Raw genomic sequence first — 21,085 nt, forward strand, 5'->3', positions numbered from 1 at the left:
TCGGCAGCGCCGGTAGGCTCTGATCCACAGCCACCCACCCCGTACGGCATCACGCGTACGCCACCACGAAGGACGATCGTGCTCATTGCCGGGTTCCCCGCCGGGGCCTGGGGCACCAACTGTTACCTGGTCGCCCCCGCCGCCGGTGAGGAGTGCGTGATCATCGACCCGGGCCACCAGGCCGCCCAGGGAGTCGAGGACGCACTCAAGAAGCATCGGCTCAAGCCCGTCGCCGTCGTCCTCACCCACGGCCACATCGACCACGTGGCCTCGGTCGTGCCCGTCTGCGGCGCCCATGACGTACCGGCCTGGATCCACCCCGACGACCGGTACATGATGAGCGACCCGGAGCGGGCGCTCGGCCGGTCCATCGGCATGCCGCTGATGGGCGAGCTGACCGTGGGGGAGCCGGACGAGGTGCGGACGCTGACCGACGGCACGCGGCTGGAGCTGGCCGGTCTGGAGCTGTCCGTCGCGCACGCGCCCGGCCATACGAAGGGGTCGGTGACCTTCCAGATGCCCGAGGCCCGCGACGGATCAGACATTCCGTCGGTCCTCTTCTCGGGCGATCTGCTCTTCGCCGGCTCCATCGGACGCACCGACCTGCCCGGCGGTGACATGGACGAGATGCTCGGCTCGCTGGCCCGTGTGTGCCTGCCGCTCGACGACTCGACCGTGGTGCTGTCCGGCCACGGCCCCCAGACGACCATCGGCCAGGAGCGCGCCACCAACCCGTATCTGCGGCAGGTGGCGGCGGACCGCCAAGCGCGCGGCGCCGAGCCCGCTCCCCGACGAGGAATGTGACGAGAGACCTTCGTGAGCACCTTCAAGGCCCCCAAGGGCACCTACGACCTGATCCCGCCGGAGAGCGCCAAGTACCTCGCCGTGCGCGAGGCGATCGCCGCGCCGCTGCGCAACTCCGGCTACGGCTACATCGAGACGCCCGGCTTCGAGAACGTCGAGCTCTTCGCGCGCGGTGTGGGTGAGTCCACCGACATCGTGACCAAGGAGATGTACGCCTTCGAGACCAAGGGCGGCGACCGGCTCGCCCTGCGCCCCGAGGGCACGGCGTCCGTACTGCGCGCCGCGCTGGAAGCCAACCTGCACAAGGCCGGCAACCTCCCCGTCAAGCTCTGGTACTCGGGCTCCTACTACCGCTACGAGCGCCCCCAGAAGGGCCGTTACCGCCACTTCTCGCAGGTCGGCGCCGAGGCGATCGGTGCGGAGGATCCGGCGCTCGACGCCGAGCTGATCATCCTCGCGGACCAGGCGTACCGCTCGCTGGGCCTGCGGGACTTCCGCATCCTGCTGAACTCGCTGGGCGACCAGGAGTGCCGTCCCGTGTACCGGGCCGCCCTGCAGGACTTCCTGCGCGGCCTGGACCTGGACGAGGACACGCTGCGCCGCGCCGAGATCAACCCCCTCCGGGTCCTCGACGACAAGCGCGACGACGTGCAGAAGCAGCTGGTGGGCGCGCCGTTGCTCCGTGACTACCTCTGCGACGCGTGCAAGACGTACCACGAGGAGGTGCGCGAGCTGATCACGGAGGCGGGGGTTGCCTTCGAGGACGACCCCAAGCTGGTGCGCGGCCTGGACTACTACACGCGGACCACCTTCGAGTTCGTCCACGACGGTCTGGGCTCCCAGTCCGCGGTGGGCGGCGGTGGGCGCTACGACGGGCTGTCCGAGATGCTCGGCGGGCCCGCGCTGCCTTCGGTGGGCTGGGCGCTCGGTGTCGACCGTACGGTGCTCGCCCTGGAGGCGGAGGGGGTCTCGCTCGAACTCCCCGCGGCCACGAGCGTGTTCGCCGTTCCGCTCGGTGAGGAGGCCCGTCGGGTGCTCTTCGCCAAGGTGGCCGAGCTGCGGAAGCTCGGTATCGCCGCCGACTTCTCCTACGGGTCCAAGGGGCTCAAGGGGGCGATGAAGAACGCGAACCGGTCGGGAGCGCGGTACGCGATCGTCGCCGGTGAGCGGGATCTCGCCGAGGGCGTTGTGCAGCTCAAGGACATGGAGTCCGGTGAGCAGGCGGCGGTCGGGGTGAACGAGATCGTGGCGGAGCTCGAGACGCGACTGGGCTGAGGACCGGGTTTCTCGCCCCCGCCGCCCCTACCCGTCCCATCCCGAACCTGGGGGCTACGCCCCCAGGCCCCCCGGGTGTGTTCTTCGACTGCGGGCGGGTGGGGCTGGTCGCGCAGTTCCCCGCGCCCCTAGGGCCCCCGAGCCCCTGAAAGCCTCGGGGCGGGGGTCAGTCCAGTAGGCCGAAGCGCATCGCGCTCGTCACCGCCGCGGTTCGGTCGTCCACCCCCAGTTTGGTGAAGGCCCGCAGCAGGTGGGTCTTCACGGTGGACTCGCCGATGAACAGCCGGCGCCCGATCTCGGCGTTCGTGCACCCCTCCGCCACCAGCCGCAGCACCGCCGTCTCACGCTCGGACAACCTCGGCCGCTCCGGCTTCGTACGGAGCTGGTCGACGAGCCGGGCGGCGACGGACGGGGCCAGCACGGTCTCGCCGCGCGCGGCGGAGCGGACGGCGTCGGCGAGTTCGGCGCGAGGGAGGTCCTTCAGGAGATAGCCCGCGGCTCCGGCCTCGACCGCTCGCAGGATGTCCCGGTCCGTCTCGTACGTCGTCAGCACGATGACCCGGCAGCTCAACCCCGCCTCGGTCATCCGCACGATCGAGTCGACACCCCCGCCCCCCGGCATCCGCAGATCCATCAGGACGATGTCCGGCCGGAGCTCGGCCGCCAGCGCCTCCGCCTGCGGGCCGCTCGACGCGTCGGCGATCACATCGAGGTCGGGCTCGGCACTGAGCATCGCGCGCAGCCCTTCCCGTACGACGGGATGGTCGTCGGCCAGGACGATGCGGATCACGAGTCACTCCTTGGAACGGGCAGGCAGACGGTTACGGTCGTGCCCTCGCCGGGCGCGCTGCGCACACGGGCCCTGCCACCCACTTCCGCGGCCCGGGCGCGCAACCCGGTCAGACCGTAGCCGCCGACCGGCGCGGCGGGGTCGAAGCCGGGGCCGTCGTCCTGTACGGAGAGCGTCAGCGAATCCTGGGCGTACGTCAGGGCGACCGCGATCGTCGACGAACTCCCCGCGTGTTTACGGGCGTTGGCGAGCGCCTCCTGGCAGGAACGCAGGACCACGACCTCGGGCCCGGCGGGCAGCGCGCGCACGGGGCCGGTGACGTCGACCGTCGCTTCGTGGCGCGCGGCCAGCCGGCGCAGCGCGTCGGGCAGCGAAGCCCCGTCGAGGTCGGCGGGCGCGCCCCCGGCGACCAGGGCCCGCGCCTCGGCGAGGTTCTGCCGGGCCGTCTCCGTCATCAGGGACAGGTGGCGGCGGGCCTGCGGTACGTCGTGGTCGAGTTCGGCCTCGACCGCCTGCACCAGCATCAGCAGGCTCGTGAAGCCCTGCGCGAGCGTGTCGTGGATCTCCCGGGAGAGCCGTTCCCGCTCGGCCAGCGCGCCGTGCGCCGACGAGAGCCGGGAGAGCTCGTGGCGACTGGCGTCCAGTTCGGCGATCAGCTCGGCCCGTTCCTGGCTCTGCTCGATGATGCGGATGGTCCAGTTGCCGAAGGCCGCTGAGAAGACGAGGGTGACCAGGCCGAAGAGCGAGTTGAAGAAGACGTCCTGGCCGCTCGGCCACCACAGCAGCGCCCAGCCCACCACCGGCGCGATGTTGATGACCGTCACGACCGCCAGCGCCCAGCGCAGCCGCAGCGCCATGAAGCACTGGGGGACGAGCGCGAAGGCCATCAGCCGGGTCTCACCGACGAGGATCCCCGATGGCAGGAACAACATGACGGCCCCCGCGAGATAGCCGAGGGCCCGGCGTTCATCGGGCGGGTCGCCGCTGAGGACGGGGCGCCCCACCGTCACGTACCAGGGAATCAGCGCCACGAGCAGCGCTGCCGAGACGAGGCGCAGGGGCCACCCCGGGTGCCCCGTACCGAGGACGAACACCAGGGTGGCCACGCACACGATCGCGAAGTACGAGTCCCAGAGCCGGAAGGAGTGCTCCCAGGTGTACGAACTCTTCGCGCCGCCGGGTCCGGCGATCCGTTCGGTCATCCGTCGCGACGGTTCTTCCAGCGGAAGGTCAGCAGACACAGCAGCAATCCTCCGACGCACCAGGCCCCCAGCACCAGGGCGATCCGCCCGAACTCCCAACCGCCCGCCTGCTCCAGGACCTTCGCCGACTCGGGCAGGAACACCCCGCGCAGCCCCTGGCACATCCACTTCAGCGGGAACAGGGCGCCGATGTTCAGCATCCAGTCGGGGATCGTGTCGATGGCGATGTAGACCCCGGAGATGAACTGCAGCACCAGGAACGGGAGTACGACGACGGACGTGGCGCTCTTGCCGGACTTCGGGACCGAGCTGATCGCGATGCCGAGCAGGGCGCAGGCCGTCAGGCCCAGGACGAAGATCCAGGCGAAGTCGGCCCACTTGGCGGGATCCGAGGGCAGCTTCACGTCGTACAGCGACGTGCCGACGACGAGCAGGATCGCCGTCTCCAGGAGGCCGGTGACCAGGACCAGCCAGATCTTGCCCAGGAAGTACGCGGCCGGCGGCATCGGAGTGCCGCGCAGCCGCCGCAGCACCTTCTCGTCCCGCTCGATCGCGATGGAGATGCCGAGGGACTGGAAGCTGGTGGACATGATGCCCGCGGCCATCATCGCGGGGACGTACAGCTGGGAGGCGGTGATGCCCGCGCCCCGCACGTCGTCCTTGAAGATCGACGCGAAGAGGAAGAGGAAGACGACGGGGAAGGCGAAGGTGAACACCACCTGGTCGCGCTGGCGGAAGAACTGCTTGATCTCCAGGGCGCCCCGCCGCAGGCCGAGGCCCCAGGCCCCGGGCAGCCGCACGGAGGAGGCCTCACCGCGTACGCGTACGGTCGTCAGGGTCATCGCGCGTTCTCCTGTCCGGTCAGTCGGAGATAGACGTCCTCCAGGGTCGGGCGGGTCACGCTCAGCCCGGGTATCTCGCCGTCGAAGCGGCGGGTGAGCTCCGCGACCGTGCGGGTGGGGGTGTCCGTGCGCTCGCTGCGCGGGGTGCCGTCGGCCTCCGTCCACTCGACGGTCGCCTCGGTGCCGAAGCGTTCGCGGAGCGCGGCGGGTTCGCCTTCCGCGACGACGCGGCCTCGCGCGACGATCGCGAGCCGGTGCGCCAGCGCTTCCGCCTCTTCCAGGTAGTGCGTGGTGAGCAGGATGGTCGTGCCCTCGTCGGCCAGCTTCCGGATCAGGTCCCAGAACTGGCGGCGGGCAGCCGGGTCGAAGCCGGTCGTCGGTTCGTCCAGGAGCAGCAGTTCGGGGCCGCCGATCACCCCGAGCGCCACGTCCAGACGCCTGCGCTGGCCGCCCGAGAGTGCCTTGATGCGGCTGCCCGCCTTCGCCTCCAGACCGACGAGCCCGATGACCTCCTCCGGGTCGCGGGGCCGCGGGTAGTAGCGGGCGAAGTGCCGTACGGTCTCGTCGACCGTCAACTCCGCGGGCGCCGATTCGTCCTGCCAGACGATACCGACCCGCGAGCGCCACGCGCGTGTGCCCGTCGCCGGGTCCGCGCCGAGCACGGACACCTCGCCCGCGTCCCGCCCGCGGTTGCCCTGGAGGATCTCCACCGTGGTGCTCTTTCCCGCGCCATTGGGTCCGAGCAGGCCGAACACCTCGCCGCGGCGGATGCCGAGATCGATGCCGTCGACGGCGGTCACGTCCCCGTACTGCTTGCGCAGCCCCCGTACGTCCACCGCGAGTTGGTTCGCGTGTGTTGTCATGCCGACGAGCCTGCCGCCGAAGCGAACGCTCCGGGACGACCGTGCGTACCTCCTTATGTCCACCGAACGGTGGACACACATGTGGGTGCGGCACAATGTCGGTTGCCCGCAGGCCCTTCGAGACTACGGAAACGGCGTGATGAGCAAGACGACGACAGTCATCTCCATCGACCAGGAACGTGCAGCCGGTCCCCGGACGGTCGGCGGCAGCCGTGCGCTCGCCCTGTTGCTGGTGATCACCGGTGCGGCCGGTCTGCTCGCCGCGTGGGTCATCACGATCGACAAGTTCAAGTTGCTGGAGAACCCGAACTTCGTGCCGGGGTGCAGCCTGAACCCGGTCGTCTCCTGCGGCAACATCATGAAGAGCAAGCAGGCCGCGGCCTTCGGGTTCCCCAACCCGATGCTCGGTCTCGTCGCGTACGGCATCGTGATCTGCGTCGGGATGAGCCTGCTCGCGCGGGCCACCTACCCGCGCTGGTACTGGCTGACCTTCAACGCCGGCACCCTCTTCGGCGTCGGATTCTGCACCTGGCTCCAGTTCCAGTCGCTGTACCGCATCAACTCGCTGTGCCTGTGGTGCTCGCTGGCCTGGGTCGCCACGATCATCATGTTCTGGTACGTGACCTCGTCGAACATCCGCAACGACTTCCTGCCCGCCCCGCGCTGGCTCAAGAGCTTCTTCGGCGAGTTCACCTGGGTCCTGCCCGTCGTGCACATCGGGATCATCGGGATGCTGATCCTGACCCGCTGGTGGGACTTCTGGACCAGCTGACAGCCCTGCGGGGATTGTCAGTGGCGTGACATAGGGTTTTGGACGTGGAGCCCGACCTGTTCACCGCCGCAGCCGAAGAACGCCAGGAGAAGGACCCGTCCAGCAGCCCCCTGGCCGTCCGGATGCGCCCGCGTACCCTCGACGAGGTCGTGGGCCAGCAGCATCTGCTGAAGCCGGGCTCACCCCTGCGCAGACTCGTCGGCGAGGGGAACGGCGGCCCGGCCGGACCGTCCTCGGTGATCCTCTGGGGCCCGCCAGGCACCGGCAAGACGACCCTCGCGTACGTCGTCTCCAAGGCCACCAACAAGCGATTCGTGGAGCTCTCCGCGATCACCGCGGGCGTCAAGGAAGTCCGCGCGGTGATCGACGGCGCCCGCCGCGCCACCGGCGGCTTCGGCAAGGAGACCGTCCTCTTCCTGGACGAGATCCACCGCTTCAGCAAGGCCCAGCAGGACTCCCTGCTCCCGGCCGTCGAGAACCGCTGGGTGACGTTGATCGCCGCCACGACCGAGAACCCGTACTTCTCGGTGATCTCCCCGCTCCTGTCCCGCTCCCTGCTCCTCACCCTCGAACCGCTCACCGACGAAGACCTGCGCGGCCTGCTGCGCCGGGCACTCACCGACGAGCGCGGCCTCAAGGAGGCCGTCACCCTCCCCGAGGACACCGAGCGGCACCTGCTGCGCATCGCCGGGGGAGACGCCCGCCGCGCCCTGACCGCCCTGGAGGCCGCCGCCGGCGCGGCGCTCGACAAGGGCGAGCAGGAGATCACCCTCCAGACCCTGGAGGAGACCGTCGACCGCGCCGCCGTGACGTACGACCGCGACGGCGACCAGCACTACGACGTGGCGAGCGCCCTCATCAAGTCCATCCGCGGCTCCGACGTGGACGCCGCGCTGCACTACCTGGCCCGGATGATCGAGGCCGGCGAGGACCCCCGCTTCATCGCCCGCCGACTGATGATCTCCGCCAGCGAGGACATCGGCCTCGCCGACCCGAACGCGCTGCCGATAGCCGTGGCCGCCGCCCAGGCCGTCGCCATGATCGGCTTCCCCGAGGCCGCGCTGACACTCAGCCACGCCACCATCGCCCTCGCCCTGGCCCCGAAGTCCAACGCCGCGACCATGGCCATCGGCGCCGCGATGGAGGACGTACGCAAGGGGCACGCGGGCCCGGTGCCGATGCACCTGCGCGACGGGCACTACAAGGGCGCGGCCAAGCTCGGGCACGCCCAGGGGTATGTGTATCCGCACGACCTGCCCGAGGGCATCGCCGCCCAGCAGTACGCCCCGGAAGAGCTCAAGGACCGCGAGTACTACACACCGACCCGGCACGGCGCCGAGGCGCGCTACGCGGACGCGGTGGAGTGGACCAGGAAGCACCTCGGTAGAGGGCGGCCCTGACCACCCTGTAACATGACGCGAAGCGCTGCGTCCCGTGTCCGGCTCCGGTCGGCACCACCAGAACGGGACATCCAGCCGGAGCCCCTGCCGCCACGGAGGGATTCCAGGAGCGTCGCGCACCGTCGAAGGTGTCGCGGGCAGCCCACCACCACCCGATCTCCGGGAACGGTCGGTGGGCCACTCGCGTGCTGCACGTATGTGCCCAGACCCAGGAGCGGCTGCCCAGCAGGTCCCCCGAGGACCCGCGGGGTTTCCCGGGCTGCGGATTGCGACCTCCCTTAACTCTGGTGAGCCGAAGTCAAGGAAAGAGAAAAAGTGGCGAATCAGTCCCGCCCCAAGGTCAAGAAGTCGCGTGCCCTCGGCATCGCGCTGACCCCGAAGGCCGTCAAGTACTTCGAGGCCCGCCCCTACCCGCCGGGCGAGCACGGCCGCGGCCGCAAGCAGAACTCGGACTACAAGGTCCGTCTGCTCGAGAAGCAGCGTCTGCGCGCGCAGTACGACGTGTCCGAGCGCCAGCTCGTCCGCGCCTACGAGCGTGCCTCCAAGGTCCAGGGCAAGACCGGTGAGGCCCTGATCATCGAGCTTGAGCGTCGTCTCGACGCGCTGGTCCTGCGTTCGGGCATCGCCCGCACGATCTACCAGGCCCGCCAGATGGTCGTTCACGGCCACATCGAGGTCAACGGCCAGAAGGTCGACAAGCCGTCCTTCCGCGTCAAGCCCGACGACGTCGTGATGGTCCGCGAGCGCAGCCGCAGCAAGACGCTGTTCGAGGTCTCCCGCGCCGGTGGCTTCGCCCCCGACGGCGAGACCCCGCGCTACCTCCAGGTGAACCTCCCGGCCTTGGCGTTCCGCCTGGACCGCGAGCCGAACCGCAAGGAGATCCCGGTGATCTGCGACGAGCAGCTCGTCGTCGAGTACTACGCCCGCTGATCGTCTTCCAGCGGACGTAGCACCACCTGCGCGTCAGCCCGTCGTCTCCCCGCCCTTCGAGGTGGGCGAGACGGCGGGCTTCCGCGTGTCCGGGGGAAGTCTGCGCGGCGAGGGCACCGCACCCAGCGGCCGGGGACCGGGCCCCCGCAGCGCCCGCGCCACCGCCGCCTCCCGGCCGAGCCGAGCCCCCGCCCGTACGCACGCCTCGTACCGCTCGTCGCCCAGCCGCCGCCGGGCCCCCGCCTCGCACCGCTCGTGCGGAACGTTGTAGTACGCCGAGCCGAACAGCGGCAGGCCCACCGAGGGCCACAGCCGGGCCGCCGCCCCCTGCAGCACCGCGGCCTCGGCCGGATCACCCTCCGTCTCCGTGACCAGCGCCAGCAGCTCGATCGCGAGGACCGTGCCGAGCAGGTCGTGGAAGGCGTGCCCGGTGTCCAGGCTCTGTTCCAGGAGACCCCGGGCGCGCCCCGGATCGCCCGCGGTCTGCGCCCCGTACGCCAGCACATACAGCGCGTACGCGAGTGCCCAGCGCTCCCCGTGGTCCTCGCAGACCCTGCGGACGTCCTCGCACAGCTTCACCGCGCCCGGCAGGTCGCCCCGGAACGCCAGCGCCATCGCCAGCTCGACCTGGGCCATCAGCACGTTGCTGTTGAGCTCGCCGATCTCGTGGTAGCGGTCGAGGGCCGAGCGCAGCAGGGTTTCCGCGCGTGCCATGTCGTCGCCGACCAGCGCCAGACAGCCGGTGCGGTGCTCGGCGTAGGCGATCGCGGTGGGGTTGTCGGTGCGTTCGGCCTGCTCGCGGCACTCCTGGAGCGCGGTGAGCGCGGGCACCGTGTCGCCTTGGAGGATCGCCACATGGCCGAGCACCCACAGGGCCTTCAGCCGCGACTGGTCGCGGTCGCTGTCGAGCTCCACCCCACGCTCCAGCCAGTGCCGTCCCTCCGCCAGCCGACCGCAGCCGACCCAGTAGAACCACAGGCTGCCGGCGAGGTACTGGCCCAGATGCGTCTCGCCCGGCTCGGTCAGGCAGTACTCCAGGGCGGAGCGCAGATTCGGCAGCTCCGTCTCGATGCGCGCGGCCACCTCACCCTGCCGCGGCGAGAACCAGTCCAGCTCGCACCAGGTGGCCAGGCCCGTGTACCAGTCGCGGTGGCGGCGGCGCAGCCGGCTCGCGTCGCCCGCCGCCACCAGCCAGTCCGTGCCGTACGCCCGCACGGTGTCCAGCATCCGGTAGCGCAGGCCGGCCGCCGTCTCCTCGCGCGCCAGCACGGACTGCGCGAGCAGCTCGCCCAGCACGTCGAGGACGTCGTCGGCGTGCAGTCCGTCGCCGCTGCACACGTATTCGGCGGCCTCCAGGTCGAACGGTCCGGCGAACACCGAGAGCCGCGACCACAGCAGCCGCTCCTCGGGCGTGCACAGCTCATGGCTCCAGCCGATGGCCGTCCGCAACGTCTGGTGGCGTGGCAGGGCGTCACGCCCGCCGCCGGTCAGCAGCCGGAAGCGGTCATCGAGCCGGGACAGCAGCTGCCCGGGGGAGAGGGCGCTCAGCCGGCCCGCGGCCAGCTCGACGGCGAGCGGGATCCCGTCCAGGCATCGGCACAGCTCCAGGACGTCCGCCCGGTTGCCGTCGTCCAGCGTGAACCCGGGCACCCGGGCCGCCGCCCGGTCCGTGAAGAGCTCCGCGGCTTCCCGCCCGGGCAGTGGGGCCAGCGGGAACAGCAGCTCGCCCTCGACCTCCAGCGGCCTGCGGCCCACGGCGAGCACCCGCAGCCCCGGCGCATGCCGCAGCAGCTCGCCCACCAGCGCGGCGCACGCGTCCACCAGTTGCTCGAACCCGTCTACGACCAGCAGGAGTTGACGCTCGGCGAGATGGTCGAGGAGCAGTCTGAGGGGCGGCTTCGACGTCTGGTCCGTCAGCGCGAGGGCCTCCACGAGCGCGTACGCGACGAGATCCGGATCGCGCACGGAGGCCAGCTCCACCCGCCATGATCCGTCGCGCGGCCGGGTGTGTGCCGCGGCCCGTGCCGCGAGGCGTGACTTGCCTATGCCGCCCATGCCCGTCACCGTCACCAGCCGGGCCTGCCCCAGCGCCTCCGCCAGCCGTGCGAGTTCGGCGGTGCGCCCCACGAACGCGTTGAGTTCCAGGGGCAGATTGCCGGGTGCGGACCGGTCGGAGCACTCAGAAGCTCGCATGGGACACGGAGCGTACTGACCCGTAAGCGGTCCGTACAATCACTTCGCGCAACTCCGGGCCCGGCAGCCGGTAATGCGGTACGGAGCGGCGGCCCCGGCGCGATAGGCTCGGGGGACGACTTTTTGATGTTCAGACACGATGTTCAGAGACGATGTCCAGGCACGTACTGGCAGGCACGTACTAGGGAGCGGTGCGACAGTGTCCGGTGGAGAGGTGGCCGGGATCCTGGTGGCCGTCTTCTGGGCGATCCTGGTCTCCTTCCTCGCCGTTGCACTGGCGAGGCTGGCCCAGACGCTCAGGGCGACCACCAAGCTCGTGGCGGACGTGACCGACCAGGCCGTCCCGCTGCTGGCCGACGCCTCCGCGGCAGTGCGCTCCGCGCAGACCCAGATCGACCGGGTCGACGCCATCGCGTCGGACGTCCAGGAGGTCACCTCGAACGCGTCGGCGCTCTCCACGACCGTCGCGTCCACCTTCGGTGGCCCGCTGGTGAAGGTCGCGGCGTTCGGCTACGGCGTCCGCCGGGCCATCGGCGGCCGCAAGGACAATGTGCCCCCCAAGGCCTCCCGTCGTACCGTGATCGTGGGCCGCACCGTCCCGTCCGCGCGACGGGGAAAGCGGAAGAAGGACTGACGCAGCGATGTTCCGCCGTACCTTCTGGTTCACCGCCGGCGCAGCCGCGGGTGTGTGGGCCACCACCAAGGTCAACCGCAAGCTCAAGCAGCTGACCCCCGAGAGCCTCGCGGCCCAGGCCGCGAACAAGGCGATCGAGGCCGGGCACCGGCTCAAGGACTTCGCGCTCGACGTCCGTGACGGCATGGCCGAGCGGGAGGCCGAACTCGACGAGGCGCTCGGGCTCAATGACCACCCGGAGCTGCCCGGGCCCCGGCGTGTCGCCGCGATCGAGAGCAGTCCGAAACACAGCAAGAACCCGACGTACGTCGAGAGGTCGACGTACTCGTACAACCGGAATGAGGACCACTGATGGAGTCGGCCGAGATTCGCCGCCGCTGGTTGAGCTTCTACGAGGAGCGCGGTCACACTGTCGTTCCCTCGGCGTCGCTCATCGCGGACGACCCGACTCTGCTCCTGGTCCCCGCGGGCATGGTGCCCTTCAAGCCGTACTTCCTCGGTGAGGTCAAGCCGCCGTGGTCGCGCGCCACCAGCGTGCAGAAGTGCGTGCGCACGCCCGACATCGAAGAGGTCGGCAAGACCACCCGGCACGGCACGTTCTTCCAGATGTGCGGCAACTTCTCCTTCGGTGACTACTTCAAGGAAGGCGCGATCACCTACGCCTGGGAGCTGCTCACCTCGCCCCAGGACAAGGGTGGTTACGGGCTCGACCCCGAGCGTCTGTGGATCACGGTCTACCTCGACGACGACGAGGCCGAGTCCATCTGGCGCGACAAGATCGGCGTCCCGGCCGAGCGCATCCAGCGCCTGGGCAAGAAGGACAACTACTGGTCCATGGGCGTCCCCGGCCCCTGCGGCCCGTGTTCCGAGATCAACTACGACCGCGGCCCCGAGTTCGGCGTCGAGGGCGGCCCGGCCGTCAACGACGAGCGGTACGTGGAGATCTGGAACCTGGTCTTCATGCAGTACGAGCGCGGTGAGGGCACCTCGAAGGAGGACTTCGAGATCCTCGGCGAGCTGCCCAGCAAGAACATCGACACCGGCCTCGGCATGGAACGCCTCGCCATGATTCTGCAGGGCGTGCAGAACATGTACGAGATCGACACCTCCATGGCCGTCATCAAGAAGGCCACCGAGCTGACGGGTGTCGAGTACGGCGCCGCCCACGACTCGGACGTCTCGCTGCGCGTGGTCACCGACCACATGCGCACCTCCGTGATGCTCATCGGCGACGGCGTGAGCCCCGGCAACGAGGGCCGCGGCTACGTCCTGCGCCGCATCATGCGCCGCGCCATCCGCAACATGCGGCTGCTCGGCGCCACCGGTCCGGTCGTCAAGGACCTCATCGACGTCGTGATCGAGATGATGGGCCAGCAGTACCCGGAACTGGTCAGCGACCGTCGGCGGATCGAGACCGTGGCCCTCGCCGAGGAGGCGGCCTTCCTCAAGACGCTGAAGGCCGGCACGAACATCCTCGACACGGCCATCACGGACACCAAGGAGTCCGGCGGCACCGTGCTCGCCGGCGACAAGGCCTTCCTGCTCCACGACACCTGGGGCTTCCCGATCGACCTCACCCTCGAAATGGCCGCCGAGCAGGGCCTTTCGGTGGACGAGGACGGCTTCCGGCGTCTGATGAAGGAGCAGCGGGACAAGGCCAAGGCCGACGCCCAGGCCAAGAAGACGGGCCACGCCGACCTCGGCGCCTACCGTCAGATCGCCGACGCCGCCGGTGAGACCGAGTTCATCGGCTACGACCGGACCGACGGCGAGTCGCGCATCGTCGGCATCCTGGTCGACGGTGTCTCCTCGCCCGCCGCCACCGAGGGCGACGAGGTCGAGATCGTCCTCGACCGCACCCCGTTCTACGCCGAGGGCGGCGGCCAGATCGGCGACACCGGCCGCATCAAGGTCGACACCGGTGCCGTCATCGAGATCCGCGACTGCCAGAAGCCCGTCCCGGGTGTGTACGTCCACAAGGGTGTCGTCCAGGTCGGCGAGGTCACCGTCGGTGCCCAGGCCCAGGCCACCATCGACTCCCGTCGCCGGACGGCCATCGCCCGCGCCCACTCGGCCACGCACCTCACCCACCAGGCCCTGCGCGACGCCCTCGGCCCGACGGCCGCCCAGGCCGGTTCCGAGAACCAGCCCGGCCGCTTCCGCTTCGACTTCGGTTCCCCCTCGGCCGTTCCGACGACCGTCATGACCGACGTCGAGCAGAAGATCAACGAGGTGCTCGCCCGAGACCTGGACGTGCACGCCGAGATCCTGAGCCTCGACGAGGCCAAGAAGCAGGGCGCCATCGCCGAGTTCGGCGAGAAGTACGGCGAGCGCGTGCGCGTCGTGACCATCGGCGACTTCTCCAAGGAGCTGTGCGGCGGTACGCACGTCCACAACACCGCCCAGCTGGGCCTGGTCAAGCTGCTCGGCGAGTCCTCGATCGGCTCCGGCGTACGGCGTATCGAGGCCCTGGTGGGCGTCGACGCCTACAACTTCCTCGCCCGCGAGCACACGGTCGTCGCCCAGCTCCAGGAGCTGATCAAGGGCCGTCCCGAGGAGCTCCCCGAGAAGGTCTCCGCCATGCTCGGCAAGCTGAAGGACGCCGAGAAGGAGATCGAGAAGTTCCGCGCGGAGAAGGTCCTGCAGGCCGCCGCCGGTCTTGTCGAGTCCGCCAAGGACGTCCGCGGTGTGGCTCTGGTCACAGGTCAGGTCCCGGACGGCACGAGCGCCGACGACCTGCGCAAGCTGGTTCTCGACGTGCGCGGCCGCATCCAGGGCGGACGGGCCGCCGTGGTGGCTCTGTTCACCACCGCGGGCGGCAAGCCGCTCACGGTCATCGCCACCAACGAGGCCGCCCGCGAGCGTGGCCTCAAGGCCGGTGACCTGGTCCGTACGGCCGCCAAGACCCTCGGCGGCGGCGGTGGCGGCAAGCCGGACGTCGCCCAGGGCGGGGGCCAGAACCCGGCCGCCATCGGCGAGGCCGCCGACGCGGTCGAGCGGCTCGTCGCCGAGACGGCCAAGTGAGCACGGACGGTCAGCGGAGCGGGGACGGCCGGGGCATGCGCCGCGGCCGCCGGCTCGCGATCGACGTCGGGGACGCCCGGATCGGGGTCGCCTCGTGCGACCCCGACGGGATCCTCGCGACTCCGGTCGAGACCGTGCCGGGGCGTGACGTCCCCGCCGCGCAGCGCCGGTTGAAGCAACTCGTCGAGGAGTACGAGCCGATCGAGGTCGTCGTCGGGCTCCCTCGCTCCCTCAAGGGGGGCGAGGGCCCCGCCGCCGTGAAGGTGCGCGCCTTCGCCCAGGAGCTGGCCCGGGCGATCGCGCCCGTCGAGGTCCGGCTCCTCGACGAGAGGATGACCACAGTGACGGCCAGTCAGGGGCTGCGCGCGTCGGGCGTGAAGTCCAAGAAGGGCAGGTCCGTCATCGATCAGGCGGCCGCCGTCGTCATCCTGCAGCAGGCTCTGGAGTCCGAACGGGCGTCAGGGAACGCACCGGGCGAGGGCGTCGAAGTGGTCATCTGATCGCGATACGGTAACGTTCCGCGCGATGTGGTGGTGTTCGAACAGCCACCGCACAGCGAAGAGGCGGACGGGAGCCGAGCCACCAGCGACAGCAGCCACCGCCTCGCGGCTCTAGGGGATCGATGACTGAGTATGGCCGGGGCGCAGGCTCCGAACCGTGGAATCCGGAGGACCCGTTGTTCGGGGACGGCGGATGGGGAGGGCAGGCCGTCGACGGCCAGTCCCCCTACGGCGGCCAGCCGCAGCACTACCCGCAGCAGCCGCAGCAGCACCAGCAGTCCCAGTACGGCGAGTGGAGCCCGGACCAGCAGGGCGGCTACGGCCAGGGGCAGCATTACGGCGCCCAGAACCAGCAGCACTTCGAAGGCCAGGGCCGGCAGCAGTATCACGAGCAGGGCCGGCAGCACTTCCACGGCCAGGGGCAGCAGCAGTATCCGCAGCAGTACTCCGGCCAGGAGCAGCAGCCGTACGTCGATCAGGGTCAGCAGCAGTACAACGGACAGAACCAGCAGCAGTACCACGACGGCGGCTGGGACAACGGGACGCAGCACCAGGCCACCTACGCCGCCGACCCGAACGACCCGTACGGCAACCAGGCCGCCGGGTACACCGGTGAGCAGCCCGACTTCTACGGCACTCCCGACGCGTATCCACCGCCGGAGCCGCCCGCCCGTCGCCGTGCCGAGCCCGAGCCGGAGATCGACTGGGATCCGGGACCCGACCAGGGCGAACACGCCTTCTTCGCGGGCGGCGACGACGATGACGACTTCGACGACGACGATCCGAAGGGCGGTCGCGGCGACCGGAAGGGCCGCGGCGGCAAGGGCGAAAAGGGCAAGAAGCGCCGCAGCGGCTGCGCCTGCCTGATGGTCGTGCTGGTCTTCGGCGGCGGTATCGGCGGAGTCGGATATTACGGGTATCACACCTACCAAAATCGTTTCGGCGCGGCTCCGGACTACGCGGGTGACGGCACGGGCGAGGTGACGGTCGAGATTCCCAAGGGCGCGTTCGGTTATGCGATCGGGCGGGTGCTGAAGGAAGCCGGCGTCGTCAAGAGCGTCGACGCCTTCGTGTCCGCTCAGCAGCAGACCCCCGACGGGGACAAGATCCAGGCGGGCGCGTATGTGCTGAGGAAGAGCATGTCGGCTGCCAGCGCGGTCAAGCTGATGCTCGACCCCAAGAGCCAGAACAACGTGATCGTCGCCCCTGGGCAGCGCAACGTCGTGGTCTACCAGGCGATCGACAAGAAGCTCGACCTCGCGGACGGCACCACCGGGAAGATCGCCAAGAAGGAGTACAAGACCTTCGGACTTCCCAGCTGGGCGAACGACAGCAAGGACATAAAGGATCCGCTGGAAGGATTCCTCTACCCGGCGACCTATCCCGCCGCCAAGGGCATGAAGCCCGAGGCGATCCTGAAGCAGATGGTGACGCAGGCCAAGGAGAAGTACGCGGCCTACAACCTCGTGGCCAAGGCCAAGGAACTGAACCTGGTGAACCCGCTCCAGGTCGTCACGGTCGCGAGCCTCGTCCAGGCCGAGGGTAAGACGCACGACGACTTCCGCAAGATGGCCGAGGTGGTCTACAACCGTCTCAAGTCCACGAACACGGAGACCAACAGGCTGCTCCAGTTCGACTCGACCTTCAATTACCTGAAGGGCCAGAGCAACATCCACATCAGCGAGTCCGAGATCAACAGCAACAAGGACCCGTACAACACCTATACGCGGAGGGGTCTGCCGCCCGGTCCGATCGGCAACCCCGGTGACGACGCGATCAAGGCGACGTTGAACCCGACCAGCGACGGCTGGATCTATTTCGTGGCGACCGACGGTCAGAGCAACACCGAATTCGCCAAGACCTATGCGGAATTCCAGAAGCTCAAGGACAAGTTCAATGAGAGCTCGGGCAACTGACGCCCGAAGGGCCGCGGTACTCGGCTCCCCGGTCGCCCATTCCCTCTCCCCGGTGCTGCACCGCACCGCGTACCGGGAGTTGGGACTCGGCGACTGGTCCTACGACCGTTTCGAGATCGACGAGGAGGCGCTGCCGGGCTTCTTCGGGGACCTCGGTCCCGAGTGGGCGGGCCTGTCGCTGACCATGCCGCTCAAGCGGGCCGTCATCCCGCTGCTCGACGAGGTCAGCGAGACGGCGGCCTCGGTCGAGGCCGTCAACACGGTCGTGTTCACCGAGGACGGCCGTCGCGTCGGCGACAACACCGACATCCCCGGGATGGTCGCCGCGCTGCGCGAGCGCGGGATCGAGCAGGTGGACTCCGCCGCGATCCTCGGCGCGGGTGCCACCGCTTCCTCCGCGCTGGCCGCGCTCGCCCAGATCTGCACCGGCGAGGTCGTCGCCTACGTCCGCAGCGCGGAGCGGGCCGCCGAGATGCGGCGGTGGGGCGAGCGGCTCGACGTGGAGGTCCGTACGGAGGACTGGGCGCAGGCCGCGCAGGCCCTGCGCGCCCCGCTCGTGATCGCCACCACCCCGGCGGGTGCGACGGACGCCCTGTCCGCCGCGGTCCCGGAACGGCCCGCGACGCTCTTCGACGTGCTGTACGACCCGTGGCCCACCGACCTCGCGGCCCGCTGGTCCGGCTACGGCGGCGCCGTGGTCAGCGGACTCGACCTGCTCGTGCACCAGGCGGTGCTCCAGGTCGAGCACATGACCGGACGCGCCCCCGCGCCGCTCGACGCCATGCGGAAGGCGGGCGAGCAGGCCCTCGCGAGCCGCTGAGCACCGCCGCGGCGGGCCGGGCGCCGTCCCGCCTGATGGACCTGCGGCGGGGCACCGCGCCCGGACGTGGGAGGATCGGAGGTGGCGGGCCCGGGCCGCGCACCCGGTCGTGCCGTCGCCGTACACGAGGACGCGTGTACGCAGCAGCAGTACCAGGGCGCGAGCATGAGGAGCACCGTTGAGCAGGTTGCGCTGGCTGACCGCGGGGGAGTCCCACGGTCCCGCACTTGTCGCGACGCTGGAGGGCCTTCCCGCCGGCGTGCCGATCACCACGGAGATGGTGGCGGACCACCTCGCCCGGCGGCGCCTGGGCTATGGACGCGGTGCCCGGATGAAGTTCGAGCGCGACGAGGTCACCTTCCTGGGCGGTGTCCGGCACGGTCTCACCCTCGGCTCGCCGGTGGCCGTCATGGTCGGCAACACCGAGTGGCCCAAGTGGGAGCAGGTCATGGCGGCCGACCCGGTCGACCCGTCGGTGCTGGCGGAGGTGGCCCGCAACGCGCCGCTGACCCGGCCCCGGCCCGGCCATGCCGACCTCGCGGGTATGCAGAAGTACGGCTTCGACGAGGCCCGGCCGATCCTGGAGCGCGCCTCCGCTCGGGAGACCGCGGCCCGTGTCGCGCTGGGCGCCGTGGCCCGTTCGTACCTGAAGGAGACGGCCGGGATCGAGATCGTCTCGCACGTCGTCGAGCTGGCCGCGGCGAAGGCCCCGTACGGCGTCTACCCCAAGCCCTCGGACGTCGAGAGGCTCGACGCCGACCCCGTGCGCTGCCTCGACGCCGACGCGTCGAAGGCGATGGTCGCGGAGATCGACCAGGCCCACAAGGACGGCGACACGCTCGGCGGCGTCGTCGAGGTGCTCGCGTACGGCGTGCCGGTGGGCCTCGGCTCGCACGTGCACTGGGACCGGCGCCTCGACGCCCGGCTCGCGGCCGCGCTCATGGGCATCCAGGCGATCAAGGGCGTCGAGGTCGGCGACGGCTTCGAACTGGCCCGGGTGCCCGGCTCCAAGGCCCACGACGAGATCGTCCACACCGAGGACGGCATCCGCCGCACCTCCGGCCGCTCCGGCGGCACAGAGGGCGGTCTGACCACCGGCGAACTGCTGCGCGTGCGCGCCGCGATGAAGCCGATCGCGACCGTGCCGCGCGCGCTGGCCACGATCGACGTGGCGACCGGTGAGGCCGCCAAGGCCCACCACCAGCGCTCCGACGTCTGCGCGGTCCCGGCCGCCGGAATCGTCGCCGAGGCCATGGTCGCCCTCGTCCTCGCGGACGCGGTGGCCGAGAAGTTCGGCGGCGACAGCGTGCCCGAGACACGGCGCAACGTCGAGTCCTACCTCGAGAACCTGGTCGTGCGGTGACCGCTGGACCACTGGTCGTCCTCGTCGGGCCGATGGGTGTCGGCAAGTCCACCGTCGGCGCGCTGGTCGCAGGCCGGCTCGGCTGCGCCTACCGCGACACGGACGACGACATCGTGGCCGAGCAGGGCCGCACCATCGCCGACATCTTCGTCGACGAGGGCGAGCCGGTCTTCCGCGCCATCGAGAAGAGCGCCGTGCACAAGGCGCTGGCCGAGCACGACGGGGTACTGGCGCTGGGCGGCGGCTCGATCCTCGACGCCGACACCCGCGCGCTGCTCGCCGGGCACCGGGTCGTCTACCTCTCGATGGACGTCGAGGAGGCGGTCCAGCGCACCGGCCTGAACGCGGCCCGTCCGCTGCTCGCCGTCAACCCGCGCCGGCAGTGGCGCGAGCTGATGGAGGCCCGCCGCCATCTGTACACCGAAGTCGCCCGCGCGGTCGTGCCCACCGACGGCCGCACCCCCGAAGAGGTCGCCCAAGCCGTCCTCGACGCACTGGAGTTGAAGGAAGCATGAGCGAGGCAGTGACGCGTATCCAGGTCGGCGGCACCGCGGGCACCGACCCGTACGAGGTCCTGGTCGGCCGTCAACTCCTCGGTGAACTGGGCGCGTTGATCGGCGACAAGGCCCAGCGCGTCGCGATCATCCACCCCGAGGCGCTCGCCGAGACCGGGGACGCGCTCCGCGCCGACCTGGCCGGACAGGGCTTCGAGGCCGTCGCCATCCAGGTGCCCAACGCGGAGGAGGCCAAGACCGCGGAGGTGGCCGCCTACTGCTGGAAGGCGCTCGGCCAGTCCGGCTTCACCCGCACCGACGTCATCGTCGGCGTGGGCGGCGGCGCCACCACCGACCTCGCCGGGTTCGTCGCGGCGACCTGGCTGCGCGGGGTGCGCTGGATCGCCGTCCCCACCACCGTGCTCGGCATGGTCGACGCGGCGGTCGGCGGCAAGACCGGCATCAACACCGCCGAGGGCAAGAACCTCGTCGGCTCCTTCCACCCGCCCGCGGGCGTGCTCTGCGACCTGGCCGCGCTCGACTCGCTGCCGGTCAACGACTTCGTCTCCGGGCTCGCGGAGATCATCAAGGCCGGCTTCATCGCCGACCCGGTGATCCTGGAGCTCATCGAGTCCGACCCCGAGGCGGCACGGACGCCCGCGGGCCCGCACACCGCCGAGCTCATCGAGCGCTCCATCAAGGTGAAGGCCGAGGTCGTCTCCGGCGACCTCAAGGAGTCGGGGCTCCGCGAGATCCTCAACTACGGCCACACCCTCGCGCACGCCATCGAGAAGAACGAGCGCTACAAGTGGCGGCACGGCGCGGCCGTCGCCGTCGGCATGCACTTCGCCGCCGAACTCGGCCGACTGGCGGGCCGCCTGGACGACGCGACCGCCGACCGCCACCGCACGATCCTGGAGTCCGTCGGCCTCCCGCTCAGCTACCGCTACGACCAGTGGCCCAAGCTGCTGGAGAACATGAAGGTCGACAAGAAGTCCCGCGGCAACCTGCTGCGCTTCATCGTCCTCGACGGTCTGGCCAAGCCGACCGTCCTGGAGGGCCCCGACCCGGCGGTGCTCCTCGCCGCGTACGGCGAAGTGGGGGAGTAGCTCCCAACGGGCCCCTGCTTGGCCCTGTTTGCCCTCCGTTCACGGGCACTCCCCGGCTTCCCCGGCCGTTCACAAAACGACGGCCGGGGAAGGTACCGTTCGGTGGGGGTCCCTCCCGCGCCCCTCAGGCTGTGGGGGCGAGCGGGAGGCTCCG

19 protein-coding genes are annotated in these 21,085 nt (G+C 70.4%); 14 read left to right on the forward strand and 5 right to left on the reverse strand.

Translation table 11 applies throughout. From position 1 onward, the window contains the following. Positions 1 to 78 precede the first annotated feature (78 nt). Together SMIR_RS32400 and hisS are read left to right on the forward strand one after the other, a co-directional pair. Positions 79 to 804 (forward strand): MBL fold metallo-hydrolase, encoded by a 726-nt coding sequence (locus tag SMIR_RS32400; protein ID WP_168490041.1) that lies wholly within the window; start codon positions 79 to 81, stop codon positions 802 to 804. Between the two features lie 12 nt (positions 805 to 816). After that, positions 817 to 2,079 (forward strand): histidine--tRNA ligase, encoded by a 1,263-nt coding sequence (gene hisS, locus SMIR_RS32405; protein WP_101406244.1) that lies wholly within the window; start codon positions 817 to 819, stop codon positions 2,077 to 2,079. A 166-nt stretch (positions 2,080 to 2,245) separates the two neighbouring features. Here hisS and SMIR_RS32410 read toward each other — a convergent pair whose 3' ends face one another. The 4 genes from SMIR_RS32410 to SMIR_RS32425 are packed head-to-tail and all read right to left on the reverse strand — an operon-like array spanning position 2,246 to position 5,776. Next, on the reverse strand, positions 2,246 to 2,869 hold the full coding sequence (locus tag SMIR_RS32410; protein ID WP_168490040.1) for a response regulator: 624 nt from the start codon (positions 2,867 to 2,869) through the stop codon (positions 2,246 to 2,248). Next, positions 2,866 to 4,071 carry a sensor histidine kinase gene (locus tag SMIR_RS32415; protein ID WP_168490039.1) on the reverse strand — a complete coding sequence of 402 codons (1,206 nt, stop codon included), beginning with the start codon at positions 4,069 to 4,071 and terminating at the stop codon, positions 2,866 to 2,868. Before SMIR_RS32415 ends, SMIR_RS32410 begins: the two co-directional genes overlap by 4 nt. Next, positions 4,068 to 4,913, reverse strand: a complete 846-nt coding sequence (locus SMIR_RS32420) for an ABC transporter permease (protein WP_168490038.1) — start codon at positions 4,911 to 4,913, stop codon at positions 4,068 to 4,070. The genes SMIR_RS32415 and SMIR_RS32420 overlap by 4 nt, the downstream gene beginning before the upstream one ends. Continuing rightward, positions 4,910 to 5,776 (reverse strand): ABC transporter ATP-binding protein, encoded by an 867-nt coding sequence (locus SMIR_RS32425; protein WP_168490037.1) that lies wholly within the window; start codon positions 5,774 to 5,776, stop codon positions 4,910 to 4,912. The genes SMIR_RS32420 and SMIR_RS32425 overlap by 4 nt, the downstream gene beginning before the upstream one ends. A gap of 139 nt (positions 5,777 to 5,915) precedes the next feature. Between SMIR_RS32425 and SMIR_RS32430 the strand changes: the two genes are divergently transcribed. From SMIR_RS32430 to rpsD, 3 genes are all read left to right on the forward strand, one after another. After that, positions 5,916 to 6,548 carry a vitamin K epoxide reductase family protein gene (locus SMIR_RS32430; protein ID WP_067365965.1) on the forward strand — a complete coding sequence of 211 codons (633 nt, stop codon included), beginning with the start codon at positions 5,916 to 5,918 and terminating at the stop codon, positions 6,546 to 6,548. A gap of 44 nt (positions 6,549 to 6,592) precedes the next feature. Next, positions 6,593 to 7,948, forward strand: coding sequence for a replication-associated recombination protein A (locus tag SMIR_RS32435; protein ID WP_101408269.1), 1,356 nt, complete (start codon positions 6,593 to 6,595; stop codon positions 7,946 to 7,948). Positions 7,949 to 8,263: 315 nt separating this feature from the next. Continuing rightward, the gene (rpsD, locus tag SMIR_RS32440; protein WP_101406249.1) at positions 8,264 to 8,878 is read left to right on the forward strand and encodes a 30S ribosomal protein S4; all 615 of its coding nucleotides are present in this window, start codon (positions 8,264 to 8,266) and stop codon (positions 8,876 to 8,878) included. A 33-nt stretch (positions 8,879 to 8,911) separates the two neighbouring features. Here the strand turns inward: rpsD and SMIR_RS32445 are convergent, their stop codons facing one another. Then, positions 8,912 to 11,071 carry an ATP-binding protein gene (locus tag SMIR_RS32445; protein WP_212727702.1) on the reverse strand — a complete coding sequence of 720 codons (2,160 nt, stop codon included), beginning with the start codon at positions 11,069 to 11,071 and terminating at the stop codon, positions 8,912 to 8,914. A gap of 139 nt (positions 11,072 to 11,210) precedes the next feature. On the opposite strand from SMIR_RS32445, the gene SMIR_RS32450 reads away from it, so the two are divergent. From SMIR_RS32450 to aroB, 9 genes are all read left to right on the forward strand, one after another. Next, positions 11,211 to 11,705 carry a DUF948 domain-containing protein gene (locus SMIR_RS32450; protein WP_168490035.1) on the forward strand — a complete coding sequence of 165 codons (495 nt, stop codon included), beginning with the start codon at positions 11,211 to 11,213 and terminating at the stop codon, positions 11,703 to 11,705. Between the two features lie 7 nt (positions 11,706 to 11,712). After that, positions 11,713 to 12,057 (forward strand): DUF6167 family protein, encoded by a 345-nt coding sequence (locus tag SMIR_RS32455; RefSeq protein WP_168490034.1) that lies wholly within the window; start codon positions 11,713 to 11,715, stop codon positions 12,055 to 12,057. After that, a complete protein-coding gene (gene alaS / locus SMIR_RS32460; RefSeq protein WP_168490033.1) occupies positions 12,057 to 14,729 on the forward strand; it encodes an alanine--tRNA ligase in 2,673 nt (890 codons plus the stop codon). Before SMIR_RS32455 ends, alaS begins: the two co-directional genes overlap by 1 nt. A gap of 35 nt (positions 14,730 to 14,764) precedes the next feature. Beyond that, the gene (gene ruvX, locus SMIR_RS32465; protein ID WP_212728441.1) at positions 14,765 to 15,229 is read left to right on the forward strand and encodes a Holliday junction resolvase RuvX; all 465 of its coding nucleotides are present in this window, start codon (positions 14,765 to 14,767) and stop codon (positions 15,227 to 15,229) included. Positions 15,230 to 15,351: 122 nt separating this feature from the next. Beyond that, on the forward strand, positions 15,352 to 17,145 hold the full coding sequence (gene mltG / locus SMIR_RS32470; RefSeq protein ID WP_212727703.1) for an endolytic transglycosylase MltG: 1,794 nt from the start codon (positions 15,352 to 15,354) through the stop codon (positions 17,143 to 17,145). Continuing rightward, the gene (locus SMIR_RS32475) at positions 17,126 to 17,965 is read left to right on the forward strand and encodes a shikimate dehydrogenase (RefSeq protein WP_168490031.1); all 840 of its coding nucleotides are present in this window, start codon (positions 17,126 to 17,128) and stop codon (positions 17,963 to 17,965) included. Before mltG ends, SMIR_RS32475 begins: the two co-directional genes overlap by 20 nt. A 178-nt stretch (positions 17,966 to 18,143) precedes the next feature. After that, positions 18,144 to 19,328, forward strand: coding sequence for a chorismate synthase (aroC, locus tag SMIR_RS32480; RefSeq protein WP_168490030.1), 1,185 nt, complete (start codon positions 18,144 to 18,146; stop codon positions 19,326 to 19,328). After that, on the forward strand, positions 19,325 to 19,843 hold the full coding sequence (locus SMIR_RS32485; RefSeq protein WP_101406258.1) for a shikimate kinase: 519 nt from the start codon (positions 19,325 to 19,327) through the stop codon (positions 19,841 to 19,843). Before aroC ends, SMIR_RS32485 begins: the two co-directional genes overlap by 4 nt. Next, positions 19,840 to 20,931, forward strand: a complete 1,092-nt coding sequence (aroB, locus tag SMIR_RS32490; RefSeq protein ID WP_168490029.1) for a 3-dehydroquinate synthase — start codon at positions 19,840 to 19,842, stop codon at positions 20,929 to 20,931. The genes SMIR_RS32485 and aroB overlap by 4 nt, the downstream gene beginning before the upstream one ends. Positions 20,932 to 21,085 lie beyond the last annotated feature (154 nt).

Source organism: Streptomyces mirabilis (genome assembly GCF_018310535.1).
Lineage (GTDB): Bacteria > Actinomycetota > Actinomycetes > Streptomycetales > Streptomycetaceae > Streptomyces.